This window comes from Ruegeria sp. YTSA144, from assembly GCF_059610125.1.
The window spans coordinates 80,491-105,378 of the sequence record NZ_JBXWNA010000004.1 but is presented as its reverse complement, the minus strand read 5'-3'; the positions used below and the strand labels follow the sequence as shown (position 1 = coordinate 105,378).

21 protein-coding genes, 1 pseudogene and 1 riboswitch are annotated in these 24,888 nt (G+C 57.1%); of the genes and pseudogenes, 9 read left to right on the top strand and 13 right to left on the bottom strand.

Annotation, left to right across the window (positions count from 1 at the left end):
• Nucleotides 1-11: 11 nt before the first annotated feature.
• The 12 genes from AC2FF8_RS10990 to AC2FF8_RS10935 form a co-directional block, all read right to left on the bottom strand.
• The gene (locus tag AC2FF8_RS10990; RefSeq protein WP_170345340.1) at nt 12-1,124 is read right to left on the bottom strand and encodes an ABC transporter ATP-binding protein; all 1,113 of its coding nucleotides are present in this window, start codon (nt 1,122-1,124) and stop codon (nt 12-14) included.
• Nucleotides 1,125-1,240: 116 nt separating this feature from the next.
• A complete protein-coding gene (locus tag AC2FF8_RS10985; RefSeq protein WP_170345339.1) occupies nt 1,241-2,365 on the bottom strand; it encodes an extracellular solute-binding protein in 1,125 nt (374 codons plus the stop codon).
• Nucleotides 2,366-2,511: 146 nt separating this feature from the next.
• Complete coding sequence (locus AC2FF8_RS10980) at nt 2,512-4,476, bottom strand: beta-galactosidase (protein WP_496879693.1); 1,965 nt, start codon at nt 4,474-4,476, stop codon at nt 2,512-2,514.
• Nucleotides 4,473-6,119, bottom strand: coding sequence for an amino acid ABC transporter permease (locus AC2FF8_RS10975; protein WP_496879692.1), 1,647 nt, complete (start codon nt 6,117-6,119; stop codon nt 4,473-4,475). Before AC2FF8_RS10975 ends, AC2FF8_RS10980 begins: the two co-directional genes overlap by 4 nt.
• Before the next feature lie 64 nt (nt 6,120-6,183).
• Nucleotides 6,184-6,933, bottom strand: a complete 750-nt coding sequence (locus AC2FF8_RS10970; protein ID WP_257600993.1) for a basic amino acid ABC transporter substrate-binding protein — start codon at nt 6,931-6,933, stop codon at nt 6,184-6,186.
• 22 nt (nt 6,934-6,955) lie between these two features.
• Entirely contained in the window at nt 6,956-8,002 is a 1,047-nt protein-coding gene (locus AC2FF8_RS10965; RefSeq protein ID WP_170345335.1) for a LacI family DNA-binding transcriptional regulator, read from the bottom strand.
• On the bottom strand, nt 8,002-8,751 hold the full coding sequence (locus tag AC2FF8_RS10960; protein WP_496879691.1) for a sugar phosphate isomerase/epimerase family protein: 750 nt from the start codon (nt 8,749-8,751) through the stop codon (nt 8,002-8,004). Before AC2FF8_RS10960 ends, AC2FF8_RS10965 begins: the two co-directional genes overlap by 1 nt.
• Before the next feature lie 71 nt (nt 8,752-8,822).
• Nucleotides 8,823-9,905, bottom strand: a complete 1,083-nt coding sequence (locus AC2FF8_RS10955) for an ABC transporter ATP-binding protein (protein ID WP_425079637.1) — start codon at nt 9,903-9,905, stop codon at nt 8,823-8,825.
• A 3-nt stretch (nt 9,906-9,908) separates the two neighbouring features.
• Nucleotides 9,909-11,564, bottom strand: coding sequence for an alpha-glucosidase (locus AC2FF8_RS10950; RefSeq protein WP_496879690.1), 1,656 nt, complete (start codon nt 11,562-11,564; stop codon nt 9,909-9,911).
• 9 nt (nt 11,565-11,573) lie between these two features.
• On the bottom strand, nt 11,574-12,722 hold the full coding sequence (locus tag AC2FF8_RS10945; RefSeq protein ID WP_152460245.1) for a carbohydrate ABC transporter permease: 1,149 nt from the start codon (nt 12,720-12,722) through the stop codon (nt 11,574-11,576).
• 3 nt (nt 12,723-12,725) lie between these two features.
• The gene (locus AC2FF8_RS10940) at nt 12,726-13,733 is read right to left on the bottom strand and encodes a carbohydrate ABC transporter permease (protein WP_480684927.1); all 1,008 of its coding nucleotides are present in this window, start codon (nt 13,731-13,733) and stop codon (nt 12,726-12,728) included.
• 55 nt (nt 13,734-13,788) lie between these two features.
• Nucleotides 13,789-15,147 carry an ABC transporter substrate-binding protein gene (locus tag AC2FF8_RS10935; protein ID WP_496879689.1) on the bottom strand — a complete coding sequence of 453 codons (1,359 nt, stop codon included), beginning with the start codon at nt 15,145-15,147 and terminating at the stop codon, nt 13,789-13,791.
• A 220-nt stretch (nt 15,148-15,367) separates the two neighbouring features.
• Between AC2FF8_RS10935 and AC2FF8_RS10930 the strand changes: the two genes are divergently transcribed.
• From AC2FF8_RS10930 to AC2FF8_RS10890, 9 genes and pseudogenes are all read left to right on the top strand, one after another.
• Nucleotides 15,368-16,399: a LacI family DNA-binding transcriptional regulator gene (locus AC2FF8_RS10930; protein ID WP_496879688.1), complete on the top strand. Its 1,032-nt coding sequence runs from the start codon at nt 15,368-15,370 to the stop codon at nt 16,397-16,399.
• Nucleotides 16,400-16,401: 2 nt separating this feature from the next.
• Nucleotides 16,402-17,703: pseudogene (locus AC2FF8_RS10925) on the top strand (GH1 family beta-glucosidase); the annotation flags it as partial.
• Entirely contained in the window at nt 17,680-18,729 is a 1,050-nt protein-coding gene (locus AC2FF8_RS10920) for a glucokinase (RefSeq protein ID WP_496879788.1), read from the top strand. The pseudogene AC2FF8_RS10925 and the gene AC2FF8_RS10920, both read left to right, overlap by 24 nt.
• A 40-nt stretch (nt 18,730-18,769) precedes the next feature.
• Entirely contained in the window at nt 18,770-19,696 is a 927-nt protein-coding gene (locus tag AC2FF8_RS10915) for a carbohydrate kinase family protein (protein WP_171638777.1), read from the top strand.
• A gap of 16 nt (nt 19,697-19,712) precedes the next feature.
• Complete coding sequence (locus AC2FF8_RS10910) at nt 19,713-20,378, top strand: D-lyxose/D-mannose family sugar isomerase (RefSeq protein ID WP_170345326.1); 666 nt, start codon at nt 19,713-19,715, stop codon at nt 20,376-20,378.
• Between the two features lie 99 nt (nt 20,379-20,477).
• Nucleotides 20,478-20,674, top strand: a riboswitch (cobalamin riboswitch).
• 97 nt (nt 20,675-20,771) lie between these two features.
• Nucleotides 20,772-21,128: a DUF1636 family protein gene (locus AC2FF8_RS10905; protein ID WP_480684931.1), complete on the top strand. Its 357-nt coding sequence runs from the start codon at nt 20,772-20,774 to the stop codon at nt 21,126-21,128.
• Entirely contained in the window at nt 21,125-21,898 is a 774-nt protein-coding gene (locus AC2FF8_RS10900; RefSeq protein ID WP_170345324.1) for an ABC transporter ATP-binding protein, read from the top strand. Before AC2FF8_RS10905 ends, AC2FF8_RS10900 begins: the two co-directional genes overlap by 4 nt.
• Nucleotides 21,899-21,914: 16 nt before the next feature.
• Nucleotides 21,915-22,865 (top strand): ABC transporter substrate-binding protein, encoded by a 951-nt coding sequence (locus AC2FF8_RS10895; protein WP_496879687.1) that lies wholly within the window; start codon nt 21,915-21,917, stop codon nt 22,863-22,865.
• Between the two features lies 1 nt (nt 22,866).
• Nucleotides 22,867-23,877, top strand: a complete 1,011-nt coding sequence (locus tag AC2FF8_RS10890) for a FecCD family ABC transporter permease (RefSeq protein WP_170345323.1) — start codon at nt 22,867-22,869, stop codon at nt 23,875-23,877.
• 23 nt (nt 23,878-23,900) lie between these two features.
• Here the strand turns inward: AC2FF8_RS10890 and AC2FF8_RS10885 are convergent, their stop codons facing one another.
• Complete coding sequence (locus tag AC2FF8_RS10885) at nt 23,901-24,680, bottom strand: inositol monophosphatase family protein (protein WP_496879686.1); 780 nt, start codon at nt 24,678-24,680, stop codon at nt 23,901-23,903.
• Between the last annotated feature and the right edge of the window lie 208 nt (nt 24,681-24,888).

The following is a 24,888-nucleotide window of genomic DNA, read 5'->3' as shown; positions in this document are numbered from 1 at the left end:
AGTTCATCCCCTTATTCTGCGGCCAGTTCACCGGCAGGAACAACGACGGCATTGTGCGTTTCGTATTCCAGCGTGATGTTCTGCCCGGTGTGATCGTCGAAAGACTGCCCGTGGTTGGGGATCGAGACCTTGATTTCCTTGCCGCCTTCACCCTCGGTAAAGATATTGAATGCGTTTCCTTCGAACTCTTCATGATTGACCCGGGCAGTGACGAAGTGATCACCCGTTGCGCCATCGGGGGCAATTGCAAAGGCCTCGGGACGGATGAACATCATCGCGTCATCACCTTCTTTCATCTTGCCCTGATTGGCCGTCGAAATCCTTGCCACCAGATCACCCGAGCGGTTGGTCGAGATCAAAGCTTCGGTGCCCATCACCTGTTTGACTTTTCCTCGGAACACATTGTTTTCGCCGACAAAAGAGGCAGCAAAAGCCGTGTTGGGATCGTTGTAAATCGTTTTCCCGTCGGCAATCTGGTCAATCACACCGGCACGCATGACGGCGATATTGTCTGACATCGTCAGCGCTTCGCCTTGATCGTGCGTGATGTAGATAAAGGTAATACCGACCCGTTGCTGAATCTCACGGAGTTCGGTCCGCATGTGCTGGCGCAGCTTCAGGTCAAGTGCCGACAGGGGTTCGTCCAGCAACAGCACGTCGGGTTCGGCGCAGAGTGCGCGGGCGATCGCCACACGCTGACGCTGACCGCCCGACAATTCGCTTGGCAGCTTGTCCCCCTGCCCCGGCAACGCAATCATGTCCAGAAGCTCATCGGCACGCCTGCGGCGCTCGGCAGCACTGGCCCCTTTGATTTCCATGGAAAACGTAATGTTTTCCCAGACTTTCATCAGCGGGAACAAAGCGAGATTCTGAAAGATCAGCGCTGTCGGACGCTTGTTGGGCCCGATACCGCGCATATTGTTGCCACCAATCAGAACATTGCCTTCGCTTGGTTCAAGAAAGCCCGAAACAGCCCTTAGAATGGTTGTTTTACCGCAGCCGGAAGGCCCGAGGAACGAAAAGAAATCGCCCCCGTTGATGCTGACGTTTGCATCGCGCACGGCGACGAAGTCACCGAAACGGATCCACAGGTTTTCCAGATCGACTCCGACCCCTGCACTCATTTTTGGTTTCTCCCTGAAGTGCGTGTTTTCACCACACTGTATTTGTGTCCGTCACGCCGGGACGGCGCGCAGATGGGTGCCCCCCGCAAAAAGCAGGGGGCGAAGGTTCGGAACGCTTAAGCGCTCTTGAACTTGTTGACGAACTCGGTCCGGGTTTCGGCATACCAAGGTGCTTCGGCCGGCCACGGATTGAGGTTGGCCAGCGAGTCGCCCGGATAGGCCTCGGCAAAGTTCTTCTTGTAGGTGTCGCCGGAATACTGGTCGGCGCCCAAAACCGGCGAGTTGTAGCCGTGACTGTCAATGGCAACACCGGCCGGCTTGGCCTGATAGGCAAAGTCGATGAAAGCGTAAACCTGATCGATATTCGCGGCACCAGTCGGCATGGACATACCGTCCACCCAAGCCATCGCACCTTCGACGGGCGCCTGATAGTGCACCGGCTCGCCTGCGGATTTCAGTGCAAGGGGTGGGCCGTCCCAGGTTTGGCCAACGACAACGCCTTCGTTCAGAAGACCGTTCTTCTGCGTATCGGCGTCGTTCCAGATCAGTTTGATGCGGTCCTTGCGTGCAATGCACCAGTCGGTGATCTGGCCCCAAACCTTGCGCATGGTGTCTTCATCACCGTACGCGGCCCAAACCGAACCCGGCTCCATCTCGCCAGCGCGCTCCATGTACAGACCCGCGCCCAGCATCATCGAATGCGCGCGACCCATGGTCTTGCCGGCGTTTTCTTCCGACCAGACGTCACCATAAGACGGAGCGTCGCCTTCGGGCAGCCACAGGTCGGTGCGATAGGCAATGCCTTCGGTACCCCAGATATGCGGCAGCCAATGCGCACCGCTGTCACCAAAGTTCCAGGCATCGGTACCGATCTTGGCCATCGCAGGGTTGACCTTGTCGATCGGAACCTTGTTCATGTCGAAGGGCTGCAACAATTCCAGCGGTTCCCACTGCAACGAACGGTTGTTGGTCGGTGAAACGATATCAAAGCCCTGGCCCTTGGTGGCCTTCATCTTGTTGATGATTTCTTCGTTCGAGCCGATGCCGGTGTAGTTCACCTTGATTCCCGTAAGGGTCTCAAACTCTTCAATGAAGCTGGGCGGCAGGTAATCCGACCACATCAGAATGTTGATTTCGCCCGACGAAGCCAGAGCGCTCTTGCTGTACAGGGGTGCCGCAAGTGCTGCGGCGCCCGCGCTTTTCAGCACAGAGCGTCTCGAAAGAGTCGAATGTTTAGTCATAAGTGTTCTCCCGTTGTTGGATTAGTTTGTTATTGTTTTTTATTCATAGGACTTTCTGTGCCCGTACGTCAGTCCAAAAGTGACAGTTTGCGGAATTCTTATGTCCAGTTTTGAGTCTTGACACGTTTTGGTTGAATTTCAAGGCGTTAGTTTTCCTCCCAGACAGTGAAATCGTATGCACAGACCGGATCGGAGCCAAGCAGCATGCGTCGTGATCCACCGCCAGGCAGGGGTTTGGACATGTCACCAAAATTGAAGGCAAAATGCAACGTACCGCGCCGGGTTACGCGTAAGTCTGGATCGCAGTCCAGAGGTTTCAGCCCTGCCCATTCCAGGACATCGCGCATAACCTCGTGCAAGAGCGCACCGCTGGGGACCAAGGCCAGATATGTTGCACGATCCGACCGGACGACCGCTGGGCTGCCGTCGCAATAGGCACTTTTGAAGCGCGCCAGGACATTTGCCTCGGTCTCGACGGTTTCGCGCCACCCACTAAAGTCAAAGAGCTGACCGTTTGGCAGCTGTACGGATTCCCGCGCGATATCAGGAAGCGATTCGACACGGGCAACTCGGACGCCGGTCAGATCCGCCAACACACCCGGCGCCAGATTTGAAGGGGTGTGCATTTGAGCCGTCTTGCTGCCGGACCGGGCACCAATCATTAGCTTTGCCCCCGAAGCATCAAGTCTTGCGGCCAGATCCGGGGTCACGATCATGCTTTGCGGCAGCACGATCAGGGCGTAACCTTCCAAACCATCCTTGGGACCAACAAAATCAATGTCCACCCCCAGACTGCGCAAGGCGGTGTACCATTCGCGGAAGATTTGGGAATTGGGGAAGTCATCATCATGCGGCAGGATATCGGCCGCCCAGATCGAAGCGTAATCCAGCATCATCGCCACCGAGGCTTTTCCGCGCGTCGTCGGCGGGAGGTTTTCGCGTTCCTTCACGACCTGAACCAGCTCAAGCGCGGCTTGATCCACACTGTCATCCGAGCGCAGCAAAGCCGTATGGTATTGTTCCTGCGCGAACTTTGCCTGTCGCCATCGAAAGAGCATCACAGCTTGTGCGCCGTGGGCATAAGCGGCCCAGGTCCAAAGCCGAACCATCCCTTCGGCCGGAGAAGGATTCTGAGCCGCCCAGTCCACCGGCCCCGGCTGCTGTTCCAACACCCATACCCGCCCCCGCCCCTGACTGCGATACAGGTCGCAATGAAACCCCTGATAGTCAGGCGCGCCGGTTCGCAGATAGCGGCGCTTTTCTGTCTCTGACAGGGTTGATCCCATCAGATTGCCCAGCGGGTAGCTGTCAAAGCCAACGATATCCAGATCGGCGGCCACTGCGTGGTGATCGAATTCGAAACTGCCGGCCATGAAGTTGTGCGTGATATCTCGACCCGGCGCATGTTCGCGCAGCACGTCCACCTGAGCCTTGTTGAACAACCGCACCCGATCCGAGGAATAGCGTCTGAAATCAAGGGCATGAGTGGGGTTGGGTGTGGCGACCAAACCGTTGGGCAGTTCAATCTGGTCAAAGCCGGAATAGCAGGTCCCCCAAAACACGGTCCCCCAGACCTCGTTCAGTGCGTCGATTGTGCCGTATCGTTGTGCCAGCCAGCGCCGAAAGCCAGACCGCGCGGCATCGGAATAGCTGAGAACGGTGTCGTGGTCGTTGTACTCATTGTCGATTTGCCAGGCATGGACATGCGGGTTCTGGCCATATCGGCTGGCATATTCCGTCGCGATCCTTTGCGCCTCGGCCAGGTATACGTCACTGGAAAAACAATAATGCCTGCGCGACCCATAGCCCCGGACCCGGCCGTCCGGGCCAACCGGCAGAATTTCGGGGTGCTCATCAATCAGCCATTTGGGTGGCGCAGCCGTTGGCGTCGACATCATGACCCGCAGGCCGGCCTGCCCCAGAACCTCGATGACGTCATCCAGCCAGTCCCAGCGAAACCGACCGCGTGCCGGTTCAATCAGACCCCAGGTGAACTCGGCGATCCGAACCCAATCCAAACCCATCTCGGCCATCCGCGCGGCGTCACTGCGCCACTGGGACGGGTCCCATTGTTCGGGGTAGTAACAAACCCCAAGCTCCAGCTTGCTCATCGGTTGTCCTTTGCCGTGCGCCGTTCGATCCACTTCAGGAAGCTTGCGCAACCGAGGGTGAGCACCACGTACAAAATTGCCGCCGTGTTGAACGGCGCAAAGGGCAGAAAGCTTGCTGCCTGAAACTCTCGCATCCTTTGGGTCATGTCGCGGACGGACAGGATGGACAACAACGAGGTATCCTTGATCATCGCGATAAACTCATTTCCCAGAGGTGGAGTTACGATCCGCAAGGCCTGAGGCAGAACGATCAACCGCGCTGTCTGCCAGCGGGACAAACCCAGGGAACTGCCCGCTTCAAGTTGCCCTTTGGGAATAGCCTCAATCCCCGATCGGAAAATTTCGGCCATATAGGCCGAGTACCCGACGGAAATCGCGATGATCCCGCGTGTCATGTTGGTCATATCAATGCCGCCCCCAGTGGCATCCTTGACCGCGCCCGCCAAGGGCAGGCCGATGTAAAGGATGATCACCAGCATCGGAATACCGCGTATCGTGTCCACGAAGAATTCAGCCCCGACCGCCAAGGGATGCAGCTTGTGCTGTGCGCCGCCGATGGTCAGCGTCAGCAGCAAAAAGCCAAAAACGGCGAAGGCCAGCGCGGGATTCCGGTATTTGTCAGGCAAGAAACTGGTCTGCCACAGAACCGGATAGCCTTGTGAATGAGAATCCACGGGAACAAACGCTCCGGACACGCTTTCGACGGTTTCTATCTGCTCCAAAGCTGCGGCAGGATCAGTGGCGCTGCGTATGCGGTATTGCTGGTCGCCGGCACCTTCGAACTCGCCGAACCGGATGACGTCAGCCTGCGCCTGTGGCGTGCCGCGCACAATGGCGATGCGCCCTTCGGTGCTTCCGACCAGAACGTAACTGACCTGTGGCTGCATGAAGAAAAAGGCGGATATTGCAAGCAATGTCAGGCTGATGGAACCATACAGTATCGTGGTACGCGCTCGTGGTTTGAACGATTGCAGCCCCACCCAGATCAGACCCAGAATGGCCGAGAAGATATAAGCGAAGATGGCTGCGCGGAACGTAATGGCAACGCCGGTCGCGAACTGCCAGTGGGCCATGAACATCAGATAAAACAAAACCGCACCTGTAAGGCATTCCAGCCCCAGTAGAACGTGCCCGCGCCAAGGGGTTTGCAAACCCGCTGACATCAGGCTCAAGGCGACAACGGCTGTGTATGCGGCCAGAAGAACTTGCAGACCTGTTTGAACCTGGGTCACGACTTCGGGATACAACACCCAGGTCTGACTGGACCGGTCGATCAGGGTTGATGTGTTCTCGCTGAGTGCATGAAAGAAAACGGATTCCGCGAAGGGCATCAAAAGCTGTGGAGATACGAAGCTTGAGACCAAAAGCGCAATTGATGCAGGCAGCGCCGCAAGGGCCGAAACCCGCAACCAGCCGGGGGCATGATTGGTAAAACGTGCGTGCCGGGCGCAGAGATATCCAAGGATTGCAACCGAGACGATCAGCAGAAAACCGACGAAAACAGGCCCTGCATTGTTGCCGATCCCCAGAATTGCAATCAGAGATCGCAGGTATTTCGAGGACGTGGCGAACAGATAGATGATGAAAGGGGCGGCTGCGAGCAACACAAGATTGCTCGGGCGGATCGTGCTGAGACGCGACATGGAACTTCTCCGCTGAAACATGGCCCGGCAACGTCAGCCGCCGGGCCCGGAAGGGCTTGAAGGATCAGTTTGTGCCCCAGTATTTGGCTTTCAGCGTGTCCAGCGTGCCGTCTTCCTGAATGGCGGCGAGACCGGCATTGATTGCATCCACCGTCGGGTCACCTTCCTGAAACACGATACCCAATGGATCCGATTGCAGGCCTGTGATGCCCACGGTCAGTTCTCCGGCAAACTCCTGCTCGTAGGCCGCGGCAGAGGTGCCATCGATGATCACCCCTTGCACGTCTGCGTTCTGAAGCGCCAGAATAGCCGCCGAGAAGTTGTCGTAGAGGCTGACATTCTCGCGCCCCACAAGCTCTTCCGCCAGTTGGGCGTTGGTCGTCGCGGTTTGTGCCGCCAGTTTCTGGCCACCCGCTTTGAAATCCTCAAGCGTCATATCCGCGTTGTCGACTTGCAGCAAAATGGCCTGACTGACAACGATGTAAGGTTCGGAGAAGTCCATAGTCTGTTCACGCTCGGGCGTGATCGATACGCCCGAGATGACCAGATCGAATTCACCCTGCTGAAGCGCCGCAAAGATGCCGTCCCAGGCGGTATTTACGAAATTCGGAACGCAATTGATCTTTTCACAGATTGCGTTCATCACGTCGACATCAAAGCCTACGATTTCACCGGTTGCTTCGTCGACGGTTTCCATCGGGGGATAGGTTGCATCCGTTCCGATCTTGAGCACGCGACCTTCCAGATCGGCGGCAAAAGCCGCAGGCGCTGTCAGCATTGCAAGCGTTGCAGCGGCAAATAGGTTTTTGAACATGTTCGGTTTCTCCTCTGTTGGCTCAGTTGGTCTGCGCCATACCCGGCGCCGGGGTGTCAGGTTGCCGCTCGATCAATCTGGCCCTGATCTTTTTTTGCGTTTCGGACGGATCAACGCCGTTCAATGCTTTTAGCATGAATTCCCCCAGCAGGCGGCTGGTCTCGCCTATCGGCAAGTAATAGGTGCTGGGCGGGGGGACGAAATACTGGCTGAGTTTCAGATCGTCATTGGAAATGACGACGACATCCCTGCCGATTTGAACGCCCATGTCGGCGGCGGCGGACAAGGCGCCAAGGGTCATCGCCTCGTTCGCGCAAATAATGGCGCTTGGCCGGTTGTGCATTCGCATCAGCGCCGCAAACGCCCTTTGCCCGGTCTTCGCCGTGGTCGGGCCGGGAAAAACAAGGGCCGGATCAAACTCCATGCCACCTGCCGACAGAGCGTCTGAGTATCCCTGGAGACGTTGACGGGCGTAGATCAGGCCATCCGGCGGATTGATAAGCGCGATCCGCCTGTGCCCCAATGCCAGCAGTCGAGCGGTTGCATCAAAAGCAGCGGCCTGACTGTCGAGATCCACGTAAGGATGTGGTTGGGCACTGTCACTCATCCCGTACGTGACAAACGGAAACCCCTCATCTTGCAGATAGGCGATACGCGGGTCATTCACCCGTGTACCGGAAAAGACCACACCGTCTGCCAACCCTTCCTGCACAATGGAATGTAGGGTCTGCAATGCGGCTTCAACATCTCGTACGCTGAAGACACTCAACTCATAACGTGACCCTTGAACCGCGTCGGATATTCCGGCCAGAATCCGGGTAAACTCCACACCTTCCCACTCTTCAGCGGCACTGCCCGAAACACTGACCAATACAGCAATCCTGTAGGATTTATTGGTGCGCAGTTTCAGGCCGTCCAGATTGACCCGATACCCAAGCTCGGACGCCGCCTTTTGGATCTCTTCCCGCGTTTCGCGCTTTACCGAAGAGGCTCCGCGCAGGGCGTTTGAAACTGTACCAACTGAATAGCCGGTCATACGGGCGATCGATTTGATCGTTGCCCGCGCCATCAGCCGATACCCCCAAGCCGTTCAGTCAAAAACGACCGCCCCGTTTGCAAGGTGCGCCTGTGATCGGCGGTTTCATCATGCTCGACGAAAAGGTCGGTGCACCTGGTGCTTGAAAGGGCTCGTATCGTGGCGTCCCAATCGACAACACCCTCACCCAGATTGCGCCAGCGCCTGTCGTCTGATCCGCCCTGCGGATCCACGTCCTTTGCATGGACAGACAGGATGCGATCCGCATGGCGCGCCAGCAGGTCAGCCACGTCCTGACCGGCCGCGACGATCCAACCGATATCAGGCTGCCAATAGATGTTTTCTTGCGCCAGAATCTGTTCAAGAGGCGTATTTCCCGGCGCGCCGAACAGATCAAAGTCGTGGTTGTGATAGGCCAGACTGACGCCGTGATCCCTCAGTCGATCTGCCCAATCGGACAACTGGCCCGACACTGCCTTCCATCCCCGGGCAGTGCCGGGCCGCGCCTGTGGCGCCAGCCAAGGCATGACCGCCACCTGGCATTCCAAAAGGTGCAGTACTTCAACGATGTCGTCGAAACGCTGGTGGAACTCCTCCCAATCGAAATGTGCAGAACGAAGGTTAAGACCTGATTGATGGACGATGCGCGCCATCTCTTGCGGTGTCATGCCATGCAGCCCGGTGGTTTCGATATCCGAAAACCCGCATGCGGAAACCAACTTCAGTTGATCCGCCAGATCACCGCATTGCCGAACCGTGTAAAGCTGCGCCGATACCCGCATTTTTCACCATTGAAACGTTTCAATTATGGTGAAACACGAAACGCAATTCTGTCAAGAACTGCGTTTCGCCGCTATTTGCGCATGGACAATCCATTGTGGAACAGGTGTACCTTGTCCGGTGCGGCCGTGACCGAGACTGTCTGGCCACGCAGGTTTCGCTGAATCCCCGGCAGTTTCGCAATCACCGCATCCGCACCATCGGCTTTCTCAAAATACAGCAACGTGACTTCGCCCAGGGCTTCGGTAAAATCCACTTTGCCGGACAGAATCGCGGTTTCATTTGTCGTGGTCAGGTCTTCAGGGCGCACCCCGATATTGACCTTTTTTCCCAGGTCACTGTCTTCGGTTGGAACCGCAGATTTTGCTATCCCGCCTGATGACAGTTCAACGGTTGTCGTTTCGCCGGTTCCAGTGATTGTGCCGGACAGCAGGTTCATGGAAGGCGAACCGATGAACTGCGCAACAAACTCGTTGTCAGGCGTCTCATACAGTTCAAGCGGTGTCCCGACCTGCGCGATGCCCTTGTTGGCCAACACCACGATCCGACTGGCCAGGGTCATGGCCTCGACCTGATCGTGGGTCACGTAGATCATGGTGCTGTCAGGCATGGCCTCTTTCAGGCGCGCGATCTCAATCCGCGTGGCCACCCGAAGTGCCGCGTCGAGGTTCGAGAGGGGTTCGTCGAACAGATACACCTTTGGGTCACGTACAATCGCGCGCCCGATGGCAACCCGTTGACGTTGCCCCCCGGAAAGAGCTTTTGGCAGGCGGTCCAGGAATGGTTCCAGCTGAAGGATCTGAGCGGCACGATCTACGGCAGCATCAATCTCGGCCGCGGGCATTTTTGCAATTTTCAGGGCAAAGGCCATGTTCTCGCGTACGGTCATGTGGGGATACAAGGCATAGCTTTGAAACACCATCGCGATGCCTCGCTGTGCAGGCGGAACGTCGTTCATGACCTGCCCTTCGATTTCCAGCGTGCCGCCTGTAATCTTCTCCAACCCGGCGATCATCCGCAACAAGGTGGACTTGCCGCATCCGGAAGGACCGACAAAAACGATCAGTTCGCCTTGTTCGATGTCGAGGTTGATGTTCTTCAAAACATCGACAGGGCCATAGGATTTGGCGACATCCGTTAGGTTGAGTTCAGACATGCGTTATCCCTTTTTCCTATACATCAGGATGAACTGCGCCGCGTTCAGGACAACGTTGCCGCTTCCTTCGACACCGCCCAGGTCCTGACCCATGACCTGCCAACTGCCTTCGGGCAGTTTGAGCTCGGCAGTATCCGCACCCAGATTGAACGCGCAGAAAATCTGCTCGTGCGAATCCTCACGTACAAAAGACAGAACCGAGCCCGTTTCTGCCATGCCGGTCTGCGCCCCCATTGCCAAAGCAGGATGCGCATGCCGCAAGGCAATGGCTCGACGGTAGTGGTTCAACACCGAGTTTGGATCCACCTCCAATCGGTCTACCGCCTGCCCGGCCTGCTGTGCGCTTACCGGCAGCCAGGGTTCTGCGGTGCTGAAACCCGATTGTTCATCTTGTGCCGCCCAAACCATCGGTGTGCGGCAGCCGTCGCGGCCCTTGTACTCGGGCCAGAACTCAATGCCATAGGGGTCTTGCAGTTTCTCGAACGGCACATCCGCTTCGTGCAGGCCCAGCTCTTCGCCCTGATAGAGGCAGGCAGAGCCGCGCAGGCACATCATCAGAACCGCGAGCTGTCGGGCTGCCGCGTCATCCAAATTCCAGCGCGAGACGTGTCGCTGCACGTCGTGGTTGGAAAATGCCCAACATGGCCACGCGTCCCCTGCCTTCGCTTCCAGTTGGTCGAAAACGTGCTTGGTGTAAGTGGCTGTCAATGCACGTTTTTCCAGGAACTCGAAGGCATAGCACATGTGCATCCGTTTATCCCCGGATGTGTATTCGCCCATAATCTCGAGCCCACGCTGCGCATCTCCGACCTCTCCCAGGCAAGCCCGGTCTTCATATTCATCCGTCAAAGCCCGCAATCTTTCGAGGAAGGCGATGTTCTCGGGCTGGCTTTTCGAAAACAGGTGGTCCTGATGGTTGTAGGGGTTCACGGCCGGCGCGATCGTGGCGTTGCGTTGATCCATCGGCAGCGCGGGATTGTCGCGCAGCGCCTTGTCGTGGAAATAGAAATTGATGGTATCCAGCCGAAAGCCATCCACCCCCAGATCAAGCCAGAACCGCGCCACGTCCAGCAACGCATCCTGAACAGCCGGACAGTGGAAATTCAGATCCGGCTGCGATGTCAGGAAGTTGTGCAGATAGTATTGCAGGCGTCGGGCATCCCATTGCCAGGCCGAGCCGCCGAAGATCGAAAGCCAGTTGTTCGGAGGCGTGCCATCCGGTTTGGGGTCCGCCCAAACATACCAGTCGGATTTTGGGTTCTCCCGACTGCTGCGGCTTTCGCTGAACCAAGGGTGCTGATCGGATGTATGCGACAGAACCAGATCAATCATGATCCTCAGACCCTTCGCATGGGCCTGATCCAGAAGCTCTTTGAAATCCGCCAACGACCCGAACATGGGATCGACATCGCGATAATCACTGACATCGTAGCCAAAATCCTTCATCGGCGATTTGAAAAACGGCGAGATCCAGATCGCATCAACGCCCAGCGAGGCGATGTAATCCAGTCGCGCAGTGATGCCCCTCAGATCGCCGATCCCATCCCCGTTGCTGTCCTGAAAACTGCGTGGGTAGATCTGATAGATCACCCCCCCGCGCCACCAGTCCGAAGACAGTTTCGTTGCTTTGCATTGTTCAAGGTTGTTCTGCACGTTCATCAGACGCCTCTATTTGACAGATCCGGCCAGCAGGCCGCGGACCAGGTATTTTTGCATTGCGAAGAAGACGACCAGCGGCACGAAGATCGAGACAAATGCAGCGGTCGCAAGGATTTCCCAGTTGCCGCCACGCGTACCCAGCAGTTCGACGATGCGGTTCGTCATCACGGTTGTCTGGCCGGTCGCGTCGATCAGGAAAACCTTGGCGACAAGCAGGTCATTCCATGTCCACAGGAACTGGAAGATCGCGAAAGACGCCAGCGCCGGGAAGCTGAGTGGCAGGATCAGTTTGGTGAAGATCTGAAACTCGGTGGCACCGTCGACGCGGGCGTTTTCGATCAGATCTCGTGGCAATCCGGCCATGTAGTTGCGCAGCAGATAAATCGCCAGGGGCATCCCAAACCCTGTATGCGCAAGCCAGACACCCAGATAGCCTTTGCCGATCCCGATATTGAGGTGAAACTTCAGCAACGGGATCAAGGCCAATTGAAGCGGCACGACCAAAAGGCCAACAACAGCCGCGATCAGCAAGGCGCGTCCGGGGAAATCCATCCAAGCCAGTGCATAAGCTGCAAATGCGGCAACCAAAATCGGAATTATGGTCGCCGGGATGGTTACGGTCAGCGTGTTGAAGAACGCCTTGGCCATGCTGTCCGTACTGCTTTGATCCAGAAGAACCTTTTGGTAGTTTTCCAAGGTGAACTCGGGCGGCAATTCGGCCGTAACAAAGATGCGCACGCCACGTTTTCCGGTGAACTCCTCGGTGTTTTCCATCCGGTAGTTGCCGGCCGCATCCACCGTGATCGTACCACCTCGGCGCAGTTCTGCTGTTTGGCCCGGTTCAAATGCATCTACCTCGCGCGAACTGATACCCCATCTGGAAATCGTTGCTTGCTCATCTTCGCCGAACAACGCCCCCTGAATGACATACACTCCGTTTTCCAGCACCTGCGTATCGGGCGCGGCACTGCGAAGGGTCAAATTTTGCTCGGAGGGAAACAGCGACCGCCACCAGCCGCTGGACGATATCTGATCTGCCGTCCGAAAAGACGAAATCAGCAAGCCAAGCGTGGGGATGACCCAAAGGGTCACAAGAAAGACGACTGACAGATGCACCACCCATCTGAGCGCGGGTTTGGTTCCGGCGATATCGCTCATGGCTTACTCCATCTCTTTGCGCGCGTTGCGCACGTTCCAGACGAGGATCGGTGCAACAAGCAGCATGATCACCATGGCCGAGGCCGATCCGACACCCCAGTCATTGGCGCGGAAAAGCTTGTCATACATGTAGTTTGCCAGCACCTGCGTCTCCCACTGGCCATTGGTCATTGCAAAGACGATGTCGAACACTTTGAGAACGGTGATCGTGATCGTCGTCCAAACAACAAGGATTGTGGTTTTGATCTGCGGCACCTTGATCTTGAAGAAGATCTGAAAGGGATTGGCCCCGTCCAAGATGGCCGCCTCGATGGTTTCTTCGGGAATACCGCGCAAGGCCGCCGACAGGATCACCATGGCGAAACCCGTCTGAATCCAGATCAGGACAACCATCAGAAAGAAACTGTTCCAGAATGGAATTGTTAACCACGTGTTGGGTTCACTGCCGCCGAAGAAGATGTACAGCGCGTTCAGGATTCCTATCTGGTCTTGTTCAGCTGGTCGCGCGTCATAAACCAGTTTCCAGATCACCGATGCACCAACAAACGAAATGGCCATCGGCATGAAAATCAAGGATTTCGCAAAGTTGCCCCAGCGGATGCGGTCGGTCAGTTGCGCCACAAGAAGACCAAAAGCCGTTGACATGGCCGGCACGACGATCAGCCAGAACATGTTGTTGCGCATGGCTTCCCAAAACTTCGGCTCGGCCGCCATTTGGGTATAATTGTCCAGGCCAACCCATCGGTATCCGCCACCGGGCACGCGCTCTGTCAGTGAAAGGCGCAAGGTTTCGACCACCGGATACGCCAGATACAGCCCCAATGCAGCAAGCGCCGGGAACAGGAACAACCATGGACGGATCAAGTTCGCGCGGTTGATGTTTCGGCCCGCATTCGGACCGCGCGGCGGAAACAGGATTTTGTCCAGAAACTGGTTGGAAAGATAGAAGTAGCCCACGCAACCCGACACGCCGATGGCGATCGTCAGCAGGCCTTGAAGTGCGGGTGTCATGGTGCGCCCATCCGTTTGGCAAGTGGGGCGGCCCTGGGACCGCCCCATAAGTTGGTCACTTGGCTGCGTCCCAGGATGCCTGGATTTCACTGGCCACGGTGGCTGCATCTTTTGCACCCGAAGAGTAGTCGACCATCCCGGTCCAGAAAGTACCTGCCCCAACCGCACCCGGCATCAGGTCGGACCCGTCAAAGCGGAAGGTCGTAGCGTTGGTCAGAATTTCGCCCTGTCCGCGCTGTGAATCATTCGAGTAGTTATCCGGGTTTGCACCAAGGTGGGGCGTCAGAAAACCATCCTGCGACATCATGATCTCATGAGCGAAAGGTGTCTTGAGGAACTCAAGAAAGGCTTCGGCCGCGGGATTTGGGTTGGTGATCGTGAACAATGTCCCGGCCCCAAGCACCGGTGTACCCAGGTCTTTTTCGGCGTAAGCCGGGAAATAGAAGAAGTCCGCATCCACCCCCAATTCCGTGCCCTCCGGAAAATAGGCGGGAATAAACGAAGCCTGACGATGCATCATGCAGGCCGGCGGGCTATCGAAAAGACCTTTGGGGCTGTCACGGAAATCAATTGCCGCCGTGTCGTCTGCATCACCCACCACATAGTCGTCATTGCGGGTAAAGCTGCCATATTCCTCAATCGCGGCTATGACGCGGGGATCATCGAACTTGATCTCGTTGGAAACCCATTGGTCATAGACTTCTGGCGGTTGCGTGCGCAGCATAAGATCCTCGACCCAATCCGTTGCGGGCCAACCCGTTGCGCCACCCGAGGCCAGACCAACGCACAAGGGCGTCTCACCGTCTTCGACCATCTGATCCATCAGAGCTTTGAACTCTTCCATGGTTTCGGGCACTTCATACCCAAAGTCTTCGAAGTTTTCGGGCACGTACCAAACCAGAGATTTGACGTTCACATTGAAGAAGAACCCGTAAAAATCGTCAGACCCTTCCGCGTTCTCAAACGTTCCCAGATCCACCCAGGACTGACCGGCAGCGAAGTTCTCCCTGATCCAGTCCGCAGTACCTTCGGCCAAAGGTGTCAGATACCCCTGCTTGGCGAGGTTTGCCGCCAGACCGGGCTGCGGGAAAACAGTCAGGTTCGGAGCGGAACCTGCGGCTGCATCAATAAGGATTTGCTGTTCCAGAGAGTCCGAGCCCACATAGCTGGAATTCGCACCTGTTGCTTCGTCGAAATAGGCCACGAGGTTCTCGAAAGACTTGCCCTCGCCGGCCAGCCAGGGGCCGAAAATGGTCAGGCTTTCGCCGGACAGATCATTTGCTTCGGCAAAGGCCTGAAACCCATCCCAGTCAAAACTGCCCTCGCCGACGGCATGGATCATCTCACCCTCTGCCTGAACTGATCCGGCCATCAGGGCGAGTGCCGCCGCGCCTGCGTAAAGCCCGTGTTTCATCAAATCCTCCTCCCAAGCTTTCATGTATTCAAAGACTCGCTTTCAAAGCGCTTTGGATAGCCCGTGTTATCCGCTAACATTGGCACCCTGTCAATGTTTTGCTTTCCAGAGCCAGAATTATTTATATTTTCTGCTTTCCACGCAAAACAAGTTGACGGATGCTGCATTTGCTCACAAAACAAGAAAGAGCCACTCAATTGAAGGCGCTTTGAATCGTAAAATGAACCTGAAGCAGCTCTCGGAAGTTCTGGGCCTTTCGCAAACTACGGTCAGCCGGGCGCTGAACGGGTACCCCGAAGTGAGCGAGGACACACGTGCGCGCGTCCAAGCCGCGGCGCACAAACACGGGTACCGGCCGAACAGTCGCGCCAAAGGGCTTGCGACCGGACGATCGATGGTGATCGGCCACGTCATTCCAAGCTCGCCCCAACATGAAATGGTCAACCCGATCTTCGGGGATTTCGTCGCCGGTGCCGCAAAAAAATATGCCGAACATGGCTATGACATGATGTTCACCAACGCCGACGACACCTCGATTGAGGAAGCGTATCGGAGTCTTTTTCAGCGCGGCGCGGTGGACGGGGTTGTGCTGCAAGGCCCCAAAGTGAACGAACCGCGTATCGAAGTCCTGACCCGCATGGGCGTCCCATTCATCGTGCACGGACGCTCGACCGGCGTCGACGCTCAGTATGACTGGATCGACGTGAACAACAAAAGTTCGTTCCTGCGCGCCACGCGCTTTCTAATTGACCTTGGCCATCGCCGTATCGCTCTGATCAACGGTCTGGAAGATATGGACTTCGCCCAACGTCGTCGCGACGGATATCTTGAGGCGCTTGGGCAGGCCGGGCTGGCGCCCGATGCAAATCTGATGCGCAGCGCTGAAATGACAGAGGTTTACGGCCATCACGAAACGCAGAACATGTTGCGCCTGGACACCCCTCCGACTGCGATTCTGTGTTCGTCGATGATATCCGCCATCGGTGTGCGGCGCGCTCTGTCCGAAAACGGGCTTGAGATGGGTGCGGATGTATCAGTGATCGCCCATGACGACGACCTGTCCTATTTGAAGAACGGACAGGATGTTCCGATTTTCACCGCAACGCGCTCGTCCGTCCGGCAGGCGGGTGAAATGGCGGCTGACATGTTGATCCAGCGCATCAAATCTCCGAATGATCCCGTCAAAACGAGGCTGCTGGAGGCCGAGCTGGTCGTTGGTAGGTCAACCGGCCCTGCGCCCAACAGGTTGTAACCATGAAACACTCACGCGCTGATTTCCCCAAAGATTTCCTCTTTGGTGTCGCCACCTCTGCGTACCAGATTGAAGGCCACGCACAGGGCGGTGCGGGGCAGACACACTGGGATACCTTTGCGGCGTCGCCGGGCAACGTGGTGCGCGGGGAAAACGGAGACGTGGCCTGTGATCACCTGAACCGGTTCGAGCAGGATTTCGATCTGGTGCGCGAAGCCGGGTTCGACTGTTATCGCTTTTCGACCAGTTGGGCACGTGTATTGCCGGACGGGCGTGGTCAGGTCAATCAGGCAGGGCTGGATTATTATGATCGGCTGGCTGACGCCCTGCTGGAACGCGGTGTCCGCCCCTGTGTGACGCTTTATCATTGGGAACTGCCGTCGGCGCTTGCGGATCAGGGGGGATGGTGCAACCGCGATATCGCGGATTGGTTCGCGGATTATACCCAGGTCATCATGGGTCGGATCGGCGACCGGATGTTCAGTGCCGCACCGATCAACGAACCCTGGTGTGTCAGCTGGCTGAGCCATTTTGAAGGCCACCATGCACCCGGTCTGCGCGACATCCGCGCCGCGGCCCGGGCGATGCATCACGTTTTGTTGGCCCACGGGCGGGCCATTCAGGCCATGCGCGGTCTTGGCATGAGCAACCTAGGTGCCGTGTTCAACCTCGAATGGTCCGAGCCAGCAGATGGCAGCGCGGAAGCGCGGCTTGCGGCAGATCGCTACGATGCAATCTACAACCGGTTTTTCCTGGGCGGGGTTTTCAACAAAGAATATCCCCAGACAGCCTTGGAGGGGTTGGAGCCGCACCTGCCCAAAGGCTGGCAGAACGACTTTGAAACCATCGGTACACAGGTCGATTGGTGCGGGTTGAACTATTATACCCGAAAACTGATTGCCCCGGCGGACACCGCCTGGCCCAGCCTGCAAGAGGTTCCCGGACCGTTACCCAAAACGCAGATGGAATGGGAAATCGAGCCCTCTGCCCTCACCCGCTTTCTTGTCCGAACAAGGAAAGACTATACGGGCGCGCTGCCAATCTATATCACCGAAAACGGAATGGCGAGTGAGGCGCGCGTGCAGGACGATGATCGCATCGATTATCTCGACAGGCACCTTGCGGCCGTGCTGGACGCTTTGGCACAAGGTGTTCCGGTGAATGGCTATTTTGTCTGGTCGCTGCTGGACAATTACGAATGGGCCTTCGGGTACGAGAAGAGGTTTGGACTGGTGGACGTGGATTTCGAAACACTTGCGAGAACGCCCAAAGCGTCTTTCATGGCGCTGAAATCCGCCCTGTCCGAGGGTCAGAGCGTCTCTCAGCCGTTAGCGCAACCATTCGGTGCCGTGCATGAGCATTGGAATCTGGTCGCGGATATCGGGGGCACGAACACACGTCTGGGCGTCGTCACGAATGGCGAATTGGCAGATCTTCGGAAACACCCGACAGGAACATTGGAAAACCTGCTGGAGGCGCTCCATGATCTCAGGGACGAGATCGGAACCAACCCACAGGCCGTCGTCGCAGCCGGAGCCGGGCCTGTCAGGGACGGAACGATTCAGCTGACCAACGCGAACCTGGATCTCTCGGAGACAGAGTTGGCAAATGCAACAGGAGCGCAGCGCACCTTCGTCATAAATGATTTTACCGCCGCGGCATGGTCTGTGGCCGAGGTGACCCGGTCGGATGTTGCCGTCTTGCAGGGTCAGGCAACGCCGCCCGCAGGCACACGATTGGTTGTTGGCCCTGGAACCGGGCTCGGCGTTGGCGCCTTGCTTTATTCCGAAGGCAGGTATCACACAGTTTCCGGCGAAGGCGGGCATGTGGGTCTGTACCCGCGCCATCGCGACGAAGTTGTTATCTTTGAAGCGGCGCGTCGTATCGCACCGGGCTGTTTCTTTGGGGACAGCCTGGCACTGGAAGCAGAAATGTTCCTGAGCGGAACCGGCCTGCCGGTCCTGTATCAGGCGGTTGAATTGGCAGCCGGTCATGCGCGGACACAGGCGCGCTCTGCGAAAGAAATTCTGAACGATGCCCGCAGCGGCACCGATCTCATTGCCGAAAAAACGGCGCAGATTTTTACCACTCATCTGGGTGCTTTGATGGGTGATCTGGCAGTCACCTTGATGCCGGAGGGAGGCGTTTTCCTTGTGGGCGGCGTTGCCGAGAAAAACCGCTGGCTTTTCGGTGACACCTTCAAGGATGCGTTCAACGGCGGCGGCCGCTTCAGCGATTTGCGCCGTTCCCTGAACCTTTACGTGTCTGAACAGGCAGAGTTCGGGATCATCGGCGCAAACAACTTCTGCAAGAACGCGCTGCGACAGTAACCAGCCAAACCGAAATTTCTATTCCGAGAAGGACCAAGACATGATCCTGTGCTGTGGTGAAGCGCTGATAGATATGATCTCAGAACCGACCGTGTCGGGTGCACTGGGCTTTGTGCCACATACCGGTGGTGCAGTTCTGAACACAGCCGTCGCGATGGGACGTCTGGGTGTTCCGGTTGGGATGCTGACAGGTTTGTCATCGGACATGTTCGGCCAGCAATTGATCGATGCGCTGAAGGCCAGTCATGTGGACACGACACATGTGATCATCTCGGACCGTCCTACCACGCTTGCCTTTGTGCAGCTCTCGGAAGGGCACGCGACTTACAGCTTTGTTGATGAAAACACCGCGGGCCGGATGTTGCTGCCCGAAGACATGCCCGATCAGCTTCCTGCTGTCTCTGCCCTGTATCTCGGCGGAATCAGCCTTGCCTGTGAACCTTGCGCAGATGCCTATGCCGCCCTTCTGGACCGCCACGGTTCCGACCGGGCGGTGATGCTGGATCCGAATATCCGCCCGGGTTTCATCAAGGATCAAACCCGGTTCAGAGCGCGTTTGAACCGCATGATCTCACAAGCGGATATCGTCAAGGTTTCAGACGAGGACCTGGACTGGATCATTCCGGGCGCTGAATCCGAAGCCGCGAAGGCGTCTGTGCTGTTGCAGGCGGGTCCTTCCGTTGTCATCGTCACGCGTGGCAGCGACGGGGCGCACGGCTATCTGGCGGATGGTTCCGAAGTCTCGGTTCCTGTGAAGCCCGTTGAAGTGGTCGACACGATCGGCGCAGGTGACACGTTCAACGCCGGCGTCCTGACCGGTCTCAGCCGTGCAGGGCATCTGACCAAATCAGGTCTGCGCGGATTGACGGCTGAAAGCCTGCAAGCAGCCATGGAACTGGGCGCTGACGTGGCGGCCGTGACCGTTTCCCGAGCCGGGGCGGAACCCCCCTGGGCGCACGAACTTTGACCTGCGGGATAGCATGATGAAACGTTCCGAAATCAACCGTATCAAGACCCAGGCACAAGCATTCATTCAGTCCTTCGGTGCCGTGTTGCCACCCTTTGCGGATTGGTCGCCCGAGAAAATGCGCAGCCCTCTGGCGGAAACGATCCGCGGCCGCGGGTTGGGATGGGACATAACCGATTACGCACAAGGCCGTTTCGACGAACTTGGACTGTTTCTGTTCACTCTGCGCAATGGCGAGGCGAAGGATCTGAAATCCGGGCGCGGGATGCTCTATGCGGAAAAACTGTTGATCTCGAAAGACAATCAGCTTTCTCCGATGCACCGGCATATCGTCAAGGCAGAAGACATCATCAACCGGGGCGGCGGCGACCTCGTTCTGGAAATTCATGCGTCGGATCCAAACGGTGGCGTCGACCGCGACAATCCGGTGACGGTCCCAAGCGATGCCTGCCCTGTAACCTTGCAACCCGGAGAACACTTGCGGCTGAAGCCGGGGCAAAGCGTAACTTTGATGCCCGGCATCTGGCACGCTTTCTGGGCCGAGCGCGGCGATTGCCTTATTGGCGAGGTATCGACCGTGAATGACGACCGTACGGACAATGTGTTCGAAGAGCCGATCCCACGGTTTTCGAAGGTCGAGGAAGATACCGATCCGGATTTTCTTCTTGTATCAGACTATTGACACCGTTCGGTCCGGGCTGGCGCAGCAGGATCGCTGGCTCAACTGTTGCAATTCCATCCACCACCCTTTCGCCTGCCGCTTGACAAGTCTGGCATAGCCGGACTAGCTGAGCGGGATGGTTCCGTAAGGGATGAAAATGGGAACACGGTGCGGCGCTGGAATGTGCCAAGTCCGTGACTGCCCCCGCAACTGTAAGCGGAGAGCGACGCCACTTCACCACTGACCCGTATGGGTTGGGAAGGTGGGCCGAGCCTTGACCCGCAAGTCAGGAGACCTGCCATCGCATGGTAACCAACCCGGGGCGGGGCGTCCCCGAAGGAGGCTTGATGGCGCGTTTGCGTAATATCTGGGTATGTGCCCTCTGTCTGCATCTGGCAAACGACGGAGACGGCAATGACCTGCTATTCTGATCACTACGTTCTGATCTGTTCAACATGTCAGGGGACGATGCCTGCCGAGGCTGCGCAAGACGCGCTGGATGCTCAGCTGCCTGACGGTTTTGAAACCCGAATGGTGGCCTGCATGGCAGGTTGTGAACGGGCCATGACCGTCGGATTTCAGGCCGCAGGCAAAGCGCAGTACCTGTTCGGCGACATTAAGACATCACACGACCTGGATGCCCTGGTCGAATTCGCGACCCAGTTCGGCGACAGCGACGATGGCTGGACCAGCGCTTCGGACCGCCCTCCTGCCCTTTTCGCAAAGACCCTGTCGCGAATACCCGCTTTGCCAACCCGGGGGACATCATGAGCTTTCTGGTTGCCGAGGATCTGGAGTACTACGCGCTCAATGGTGATATCCTGTTGCAGGATGTATCCTTTCGTCTGGAAGAAGGATCAATTCTGGCAATCGCCGGGCCGAACGGCGCCGGTAAGACCACTCTGTTGAAACTGCTGTGCGGGATTGAACGGATTGCCTTGGGTGATGTTTGGATAGAAGGCCAAAGCCTTCGTACCCTGTCCGCCCGCCAACGCGCCCGCTCCATTGCTGTGGTCGGACAGCAGGAAATGCCCGACGGACGGATGCGCCTGCAAGACTACGTTGCGCTGGGACAAATCCCGATTCAGGGCGAACGTTCGGTGGCTCAGCACAAGGCTGATCTTGAACGGGTGCTGACGACGACCGAGCTGTCGCATTTTGCCAACAAGACGATGGGTCAACTGTCGGGCGGAGAACGTCAGCGCGCACATATCGCGCGCGCGCTGGCCCAGAATCCGTCGTTGCTGTTTCTGGACGAGCCAACCAACCATCTGGACCCCGATGCCAAGGGGCACATGCTGTCTCTGGTCGCTGATCTGGGGGTAACGGTCGTCATGATCGTCCATGATCTGGTCATGATCCCGGAATTCGCCAGCCATGTGGCGTTGATGAAAGCCACGCGTCTGACAGGGTTCGGGCCTGTTGGCGAAGTTCTGACCCCAGACCGGGTACGTGAGACATTCGGCGTGGATTATCTGTGCTTTCAGCACGAAGGCCGCATGATCCCCGCACTGGATATCCGAAAACGGAAATTGTCATAATAACAGGAGCTTACATATGATGCAGAAACTCTGGCCAGTGGTCGTCTTCGCTGGCTTGGCAGGTGGGGTGGCAGCAGAGGGCGTCACCGTGGACAATTGCGGCGAACCGCTGGCTTTTGACTCGGCGCCGGAACGTCTGGTCGTGCATGACATGAACATGACGGATATGGCCTTTGCGCTCGGCCTTCAGGACAAGATCGTGGGGCTTACCGGAATTACCGGCTGGTACAAAACAAGCCCTGATTTTGATGCTCAGCGTGGCGATATCCCAGAGCTTGCCCCCAAATACCCGACCATTGAAAACCTTGTGGCCGTCGAACCCGATCTGTTTTTTGCCGGTTGGTACTATGGCATGAAACCCGGCGGTGACGTCACGCCCGACACGCTGGAACCCTTTGGTATCAAGACCATGATCCTGTCCGAAAGCTGCGTGCATCTGGACAAGGATCGCCCCGAGGCCAGCATGAACCTGTTGTTTGATGACGTTCTGCGTCTGGGCACGGTCATGCAGGTCGAGGACAAGGCCGAGGCGCTGGTTGCCCGCTGGAAGGACCAACTGTCCGCCATCGAAGCAAAAACAGCCGATCTGGCGAAGCCCCGCGTGTTCCTGCTGGACGGGCCGGCAGATGCTCCGTTTACCGCCGGCAAGTTCGCCATTCCCGATGCAATGATCGCAGCCGCGGGTGGCGAGAACGTGACGCATGATCTGGATACCAGCTGGGGTCGCACGTCGTGGGAGGCCGTCGCCGCGGCTAACCCGGAATTTCTGGTGCTGCTCGACTATCAGGCCGGCAACGGCGCAGAGGACACTTTCCAGTTCCTCAAGGATCACCCGGTAATGTCACAAACGGACGCGGTAAAGAACGAGCGCTGGATTGGCCTGCGTTACGAGGAACTGACGCCCGGTCCGGCAAATATCGAGGCGATCGAGAAGATGGCGAAGGCGATGCACCCGGAGATCAACTGATATGGTCCAATTGGGCCGTTTGATTTTGCTGGGGGCGGTTGTTCTGACCGCCCTTTTGCTGTTGTCCATCGTCTACGGGACCACCCCAATCCCCGTGCGCGAAGTTTTTTCGGCCATCGGCCTTGGAACCGGTCTGGTGGACGGAGACATGTCGCCTTTGCACCGGATCGTCTTCGACCTTCGCCTGCCCCGCGCCCTGTTTGCCGCCGTGATTGGTGCGGGACTGGGCGTCGTTGGTGTTGTTTTGCAAACAACGACGCGAAACGATCTGGCAGATCCGTTTCTGTTCGGTCTGTCCTCTGGTGCTGCTGCTGGCGCCGTTCTGGTGATCACCGTCACGGGTGATGTATTGGGAATCTGGACGTTGCCGTTGGCGGCGTTTTGCGGCGGTCTGATCGCATCCGGCATTGTTCTGGCGCTGGTTCAGGGCTTGCGTACGAGCGCACCCGAAAAACTGATCCTTGCTGGCCTGGCGGTGTCCTTTCTGTTTTCCGCGATCACCAATTACCTGATTTTCTCTGGCGACAATCGCGCTGCGCATTCGGTGATATTCTGGATGCTTGGCGGTCTGGGACTGGCAAGATGGGAAACCTTCCCGCTTGTCCTGATCGGATTGGGCCTGATCCTGAGCTATTCCCTTTATCGCAGCCGGTGGCTTGACGCGCTGCTGACCGGAGATTTCACAGCCTCGTCACTGGGAATTCCCGTTCAGGGCCTGCGGTTCAGCATGTTCTTCGTGGCCGCGTTGGCGACGGCCAGTTTCGTATCCGTTGCCGGTGTCATCGGCTTCGTCGGGCTGATGGTGCCTCATATTGCACGCGGCATCGCCGGAACTCTGCATCGAAACCTGCTGATCGTCTCGGCCATCGTGGGCGCCATTCTGCTGACACTCTCTGATATCTTGTCACGCCTTCTTCTGGCTCCGCAGGAGTTGCCCGTCGGAATCGTCACAACGTCAATAGGATCACTTTTTGTCTTTTTGTATTTATTCAAATCCGATCGCGGGAACTAGTTTCCAAAGGTCGCGCAACACTGTCATTTCTCGACATTGATGAGGTCAAGCAGTTCTGCGTGCAGTTCAGGGGTTGCGGCGGAAACGACCGCGCCATCTGAATCGAGGGTCAAAGCGTGCCCCTGCCAATCGGTCATCACGCCGCCAGCAGCCGTGATCAGAGGTGAGAGCGCCAGATAGTCATAAGGTTGCAGATCGTAATCCACCACAGCATCGACATGGCCCGAAGCAAGCAAGGCATGGGGGTAACAATCATAGGCAAATCGGCGCGTCTGCCCTGCATTTATCAGCCGGCTGAACAGGTCAGGATGATCGCGATAAATCTTGTCCCCTTCGTTCACATACAAAACCGATTGATCCAGACGCGTGGTTTGCGACACTTTTATCGGTCGCCCGTTCAGGCTGGCGCCGTCACCAACCACACCCAAATAGGTCTCATGCAAGGCCGGCATTCCGACCAGCCCCAACCGAGGGTGCCCATCCACAAGGTGCGCCAAAAGAAACCCGAACAAAGGATGACCGGACAGAAACGAACGGGTTCCGTCAATCGGATCAATCACCCACATATGACGCCCGTCGCCTGATTCTTGCCCGTGCTCTTCGCCAAAGATGCCGTGCTCGGGAAAATGCTGTTTCAAGTAGGTGCGTACTTCTGCCTCAACTGTCTTGTCGGCCTGCGTCACCGGGCTTTCATCCTGCTTGAATTCAATGCCCAAAGATCCCCGGAAAAACCGCATCGCGGACTCCGAGGCAATACCGGCAATCTTCATCGCGTGCTCAGTCAACGCATCTGGGGTTACCATTTCCGGTCCTTTCGGCTGAAGTCATCCAATTTCCGGCGGATGAAGGGTTGCATGCCCTCAAGGCTGAATGAGGCGTCATGAGGTTCAGTCTTCAGATTGGCGTGAGGTGTGACAATAATGGAACTTTATCAAAGGCTTATAGGTCGCAAACAGCCAGATTCGACGAACTTCCGAACATTCGGGGCGGATTTGCCGTGTTTGTATGCTT

Excerpts from the sequence above, each read along its gene's own strand:
- AC2FF8_RS10990 (WP_170345340.1), bottom strand. The coding sequence starts at position 1,124 with ATGAGTGCAGGGGTCGGAGTCGATCTGGAAAACCTGTGGATCCGTTTC.
- AC2FF8_RS10985 (WP_170345339.1), bottom strand. The coding sequence starts at position 2,365 with ATGACTAAACATTCGACTCTTTCGAGACGCTCTGTGCTGAAAAGCGCG.
- AC2FF8_RS10980 (WP_496879693.1), bottom strand. The coding sequence starts at position 4,476 with ATGAGCAAGCTGGAGCTTGGGGTTTGTTACTACCCCGAACAATGGGAC.
- AC2FF8_RS10975 (WP_496879692.1), bottom strand. The coding sequence starts at position 6,119 with ATGTCGCGTCTCAGCACGATCCGCCCGAGCAATCTTGTGTTGCTCGCA.
- AC2FF8_RS10970 (WP_257600993.1), bottom strand. The coding sequence starts at position 6,933 with ATGTTCAAAAACCTATTTGCCGCTGCAACGCTTGCAATGCTGACAGCG.
- AC2FF8_RS10965 (WP_170345335.1), bottom strand. The coding sequence starts at position 8,002 with ATGGCGCGGGCAACGATCAAATCGATCGCCCGTATGACCGGCTATTCA.
- AC2FF8_RS10960 (WP_496879691.1), bottom strand. The coding sequence starts at position 8,751 with ATGCGGGTATCGGCGCAGCTTTACACGGTTCGGCAATGCGGTGATCTG.
- AC2FF8_RS10955 (WP_425079637.1), bottom strand. The coding sequence starts at position 9,905 with ATGTCTGAACTCAACCTAACGGATGTCGCCAAATCCTATGGCCCTGTC.
- AC2FF8_RS10950 (WP_496879690.1), bottom strand. The coding sequence starts at position 11,564 with ATGAACGTGCAGAACAACCTTGAACAATGCAAAGCAACGAAACTGTCT.
- AC2FF8_RS10945 (WP_152460245.1), bottom strand. The coding sequence starts at position 12,722 with ATGAGCGATATCGCCGGAACCAAACCCGCGCTCAGATGGGTGGTGCAT.
- AC2FF8_RS10940 (WP_480684927.1), bottom strand. The coding sequence starts at position 13,733 with ATGACACCCGCACTTCAAGGCCTGCTGACGATCGCCATCGGCGTGTCG.
- AC2FF8_RS10935 (WP_496879689.1), bottom strand. The coding sequence starts at position 15,147 with ATGAAACACGGGCTTTACGCAGGCGCGGCGGCACTCGCCCTGATGGCC.
- AC2FF8_RS10930 (WP_496879688.1), top strand. The coding sequence starts at position 15,368 with ATGAACCTGAAGCAGCTCTCGGAAGTTCTGGGCCTTTCGCAAACTACG.
- AC2FF8_RS10920 (WP_496879788.1), top strand. The coding sequence starts at position 17,680 with ATGGCGCTGAAATCCGCCCTGTCCGAGGGTCAGAGCGTCTCTCAGCCG.
- AC2FF8_RS10915 (WP_171638777.1), top strand. The coding sequence starts at position 18,770 with ATGATCCTGTGCTGTGGTGAAGCGCTGATAGATATGATCTCAGAACCG.
- AC2FF8_RS10910 (WP_170345326.1), top strand. The coding sequence starts at position 19,713 with ATGAAACGTTCCGAAATCAACCGTATCAAGACCCAGGCACAAGCATTC.
- AC2FF8_RS10905 (WP_480684931.1), top strand. The coding sequence starts at position 20,772 with ATGACCTGCTATTCTGATCACTACGTTCTGATCTGTTCAACATGTCAG.
- AC2FF8_RS10900 (WP_170345324.1), top strand. The coding sequence starts at position 21,125 with ATGAGCTTTCTGGTTGCCGAGGATCTGGAGTACTACGCGCTCAATGGT.
- AC2FF8_RS10895 (WP_496879687.1), top strand. The coding sequence starts at position 21,915 with ATGATGCAGAAACTCTGGCCAGTGGTCGTCTTCGCTGGCTTGGCAGGT.
- AC2FF8_RS10890 (WP_170345323.1), top strand. The coding sequence starts at position 22,867 with ATGGTCCAATTGGGCCGTTTGATTTTGCTGGGGGCGGTTGTTCTGACC.
- AC2FF8_RS10885 (WP_496879686.1), bottom strand. The coding sequence starts at position 24,680 with ATGGTAACCCCAGATGCGTTGACTGAGCACGCGATGAAGATTGCCGGT.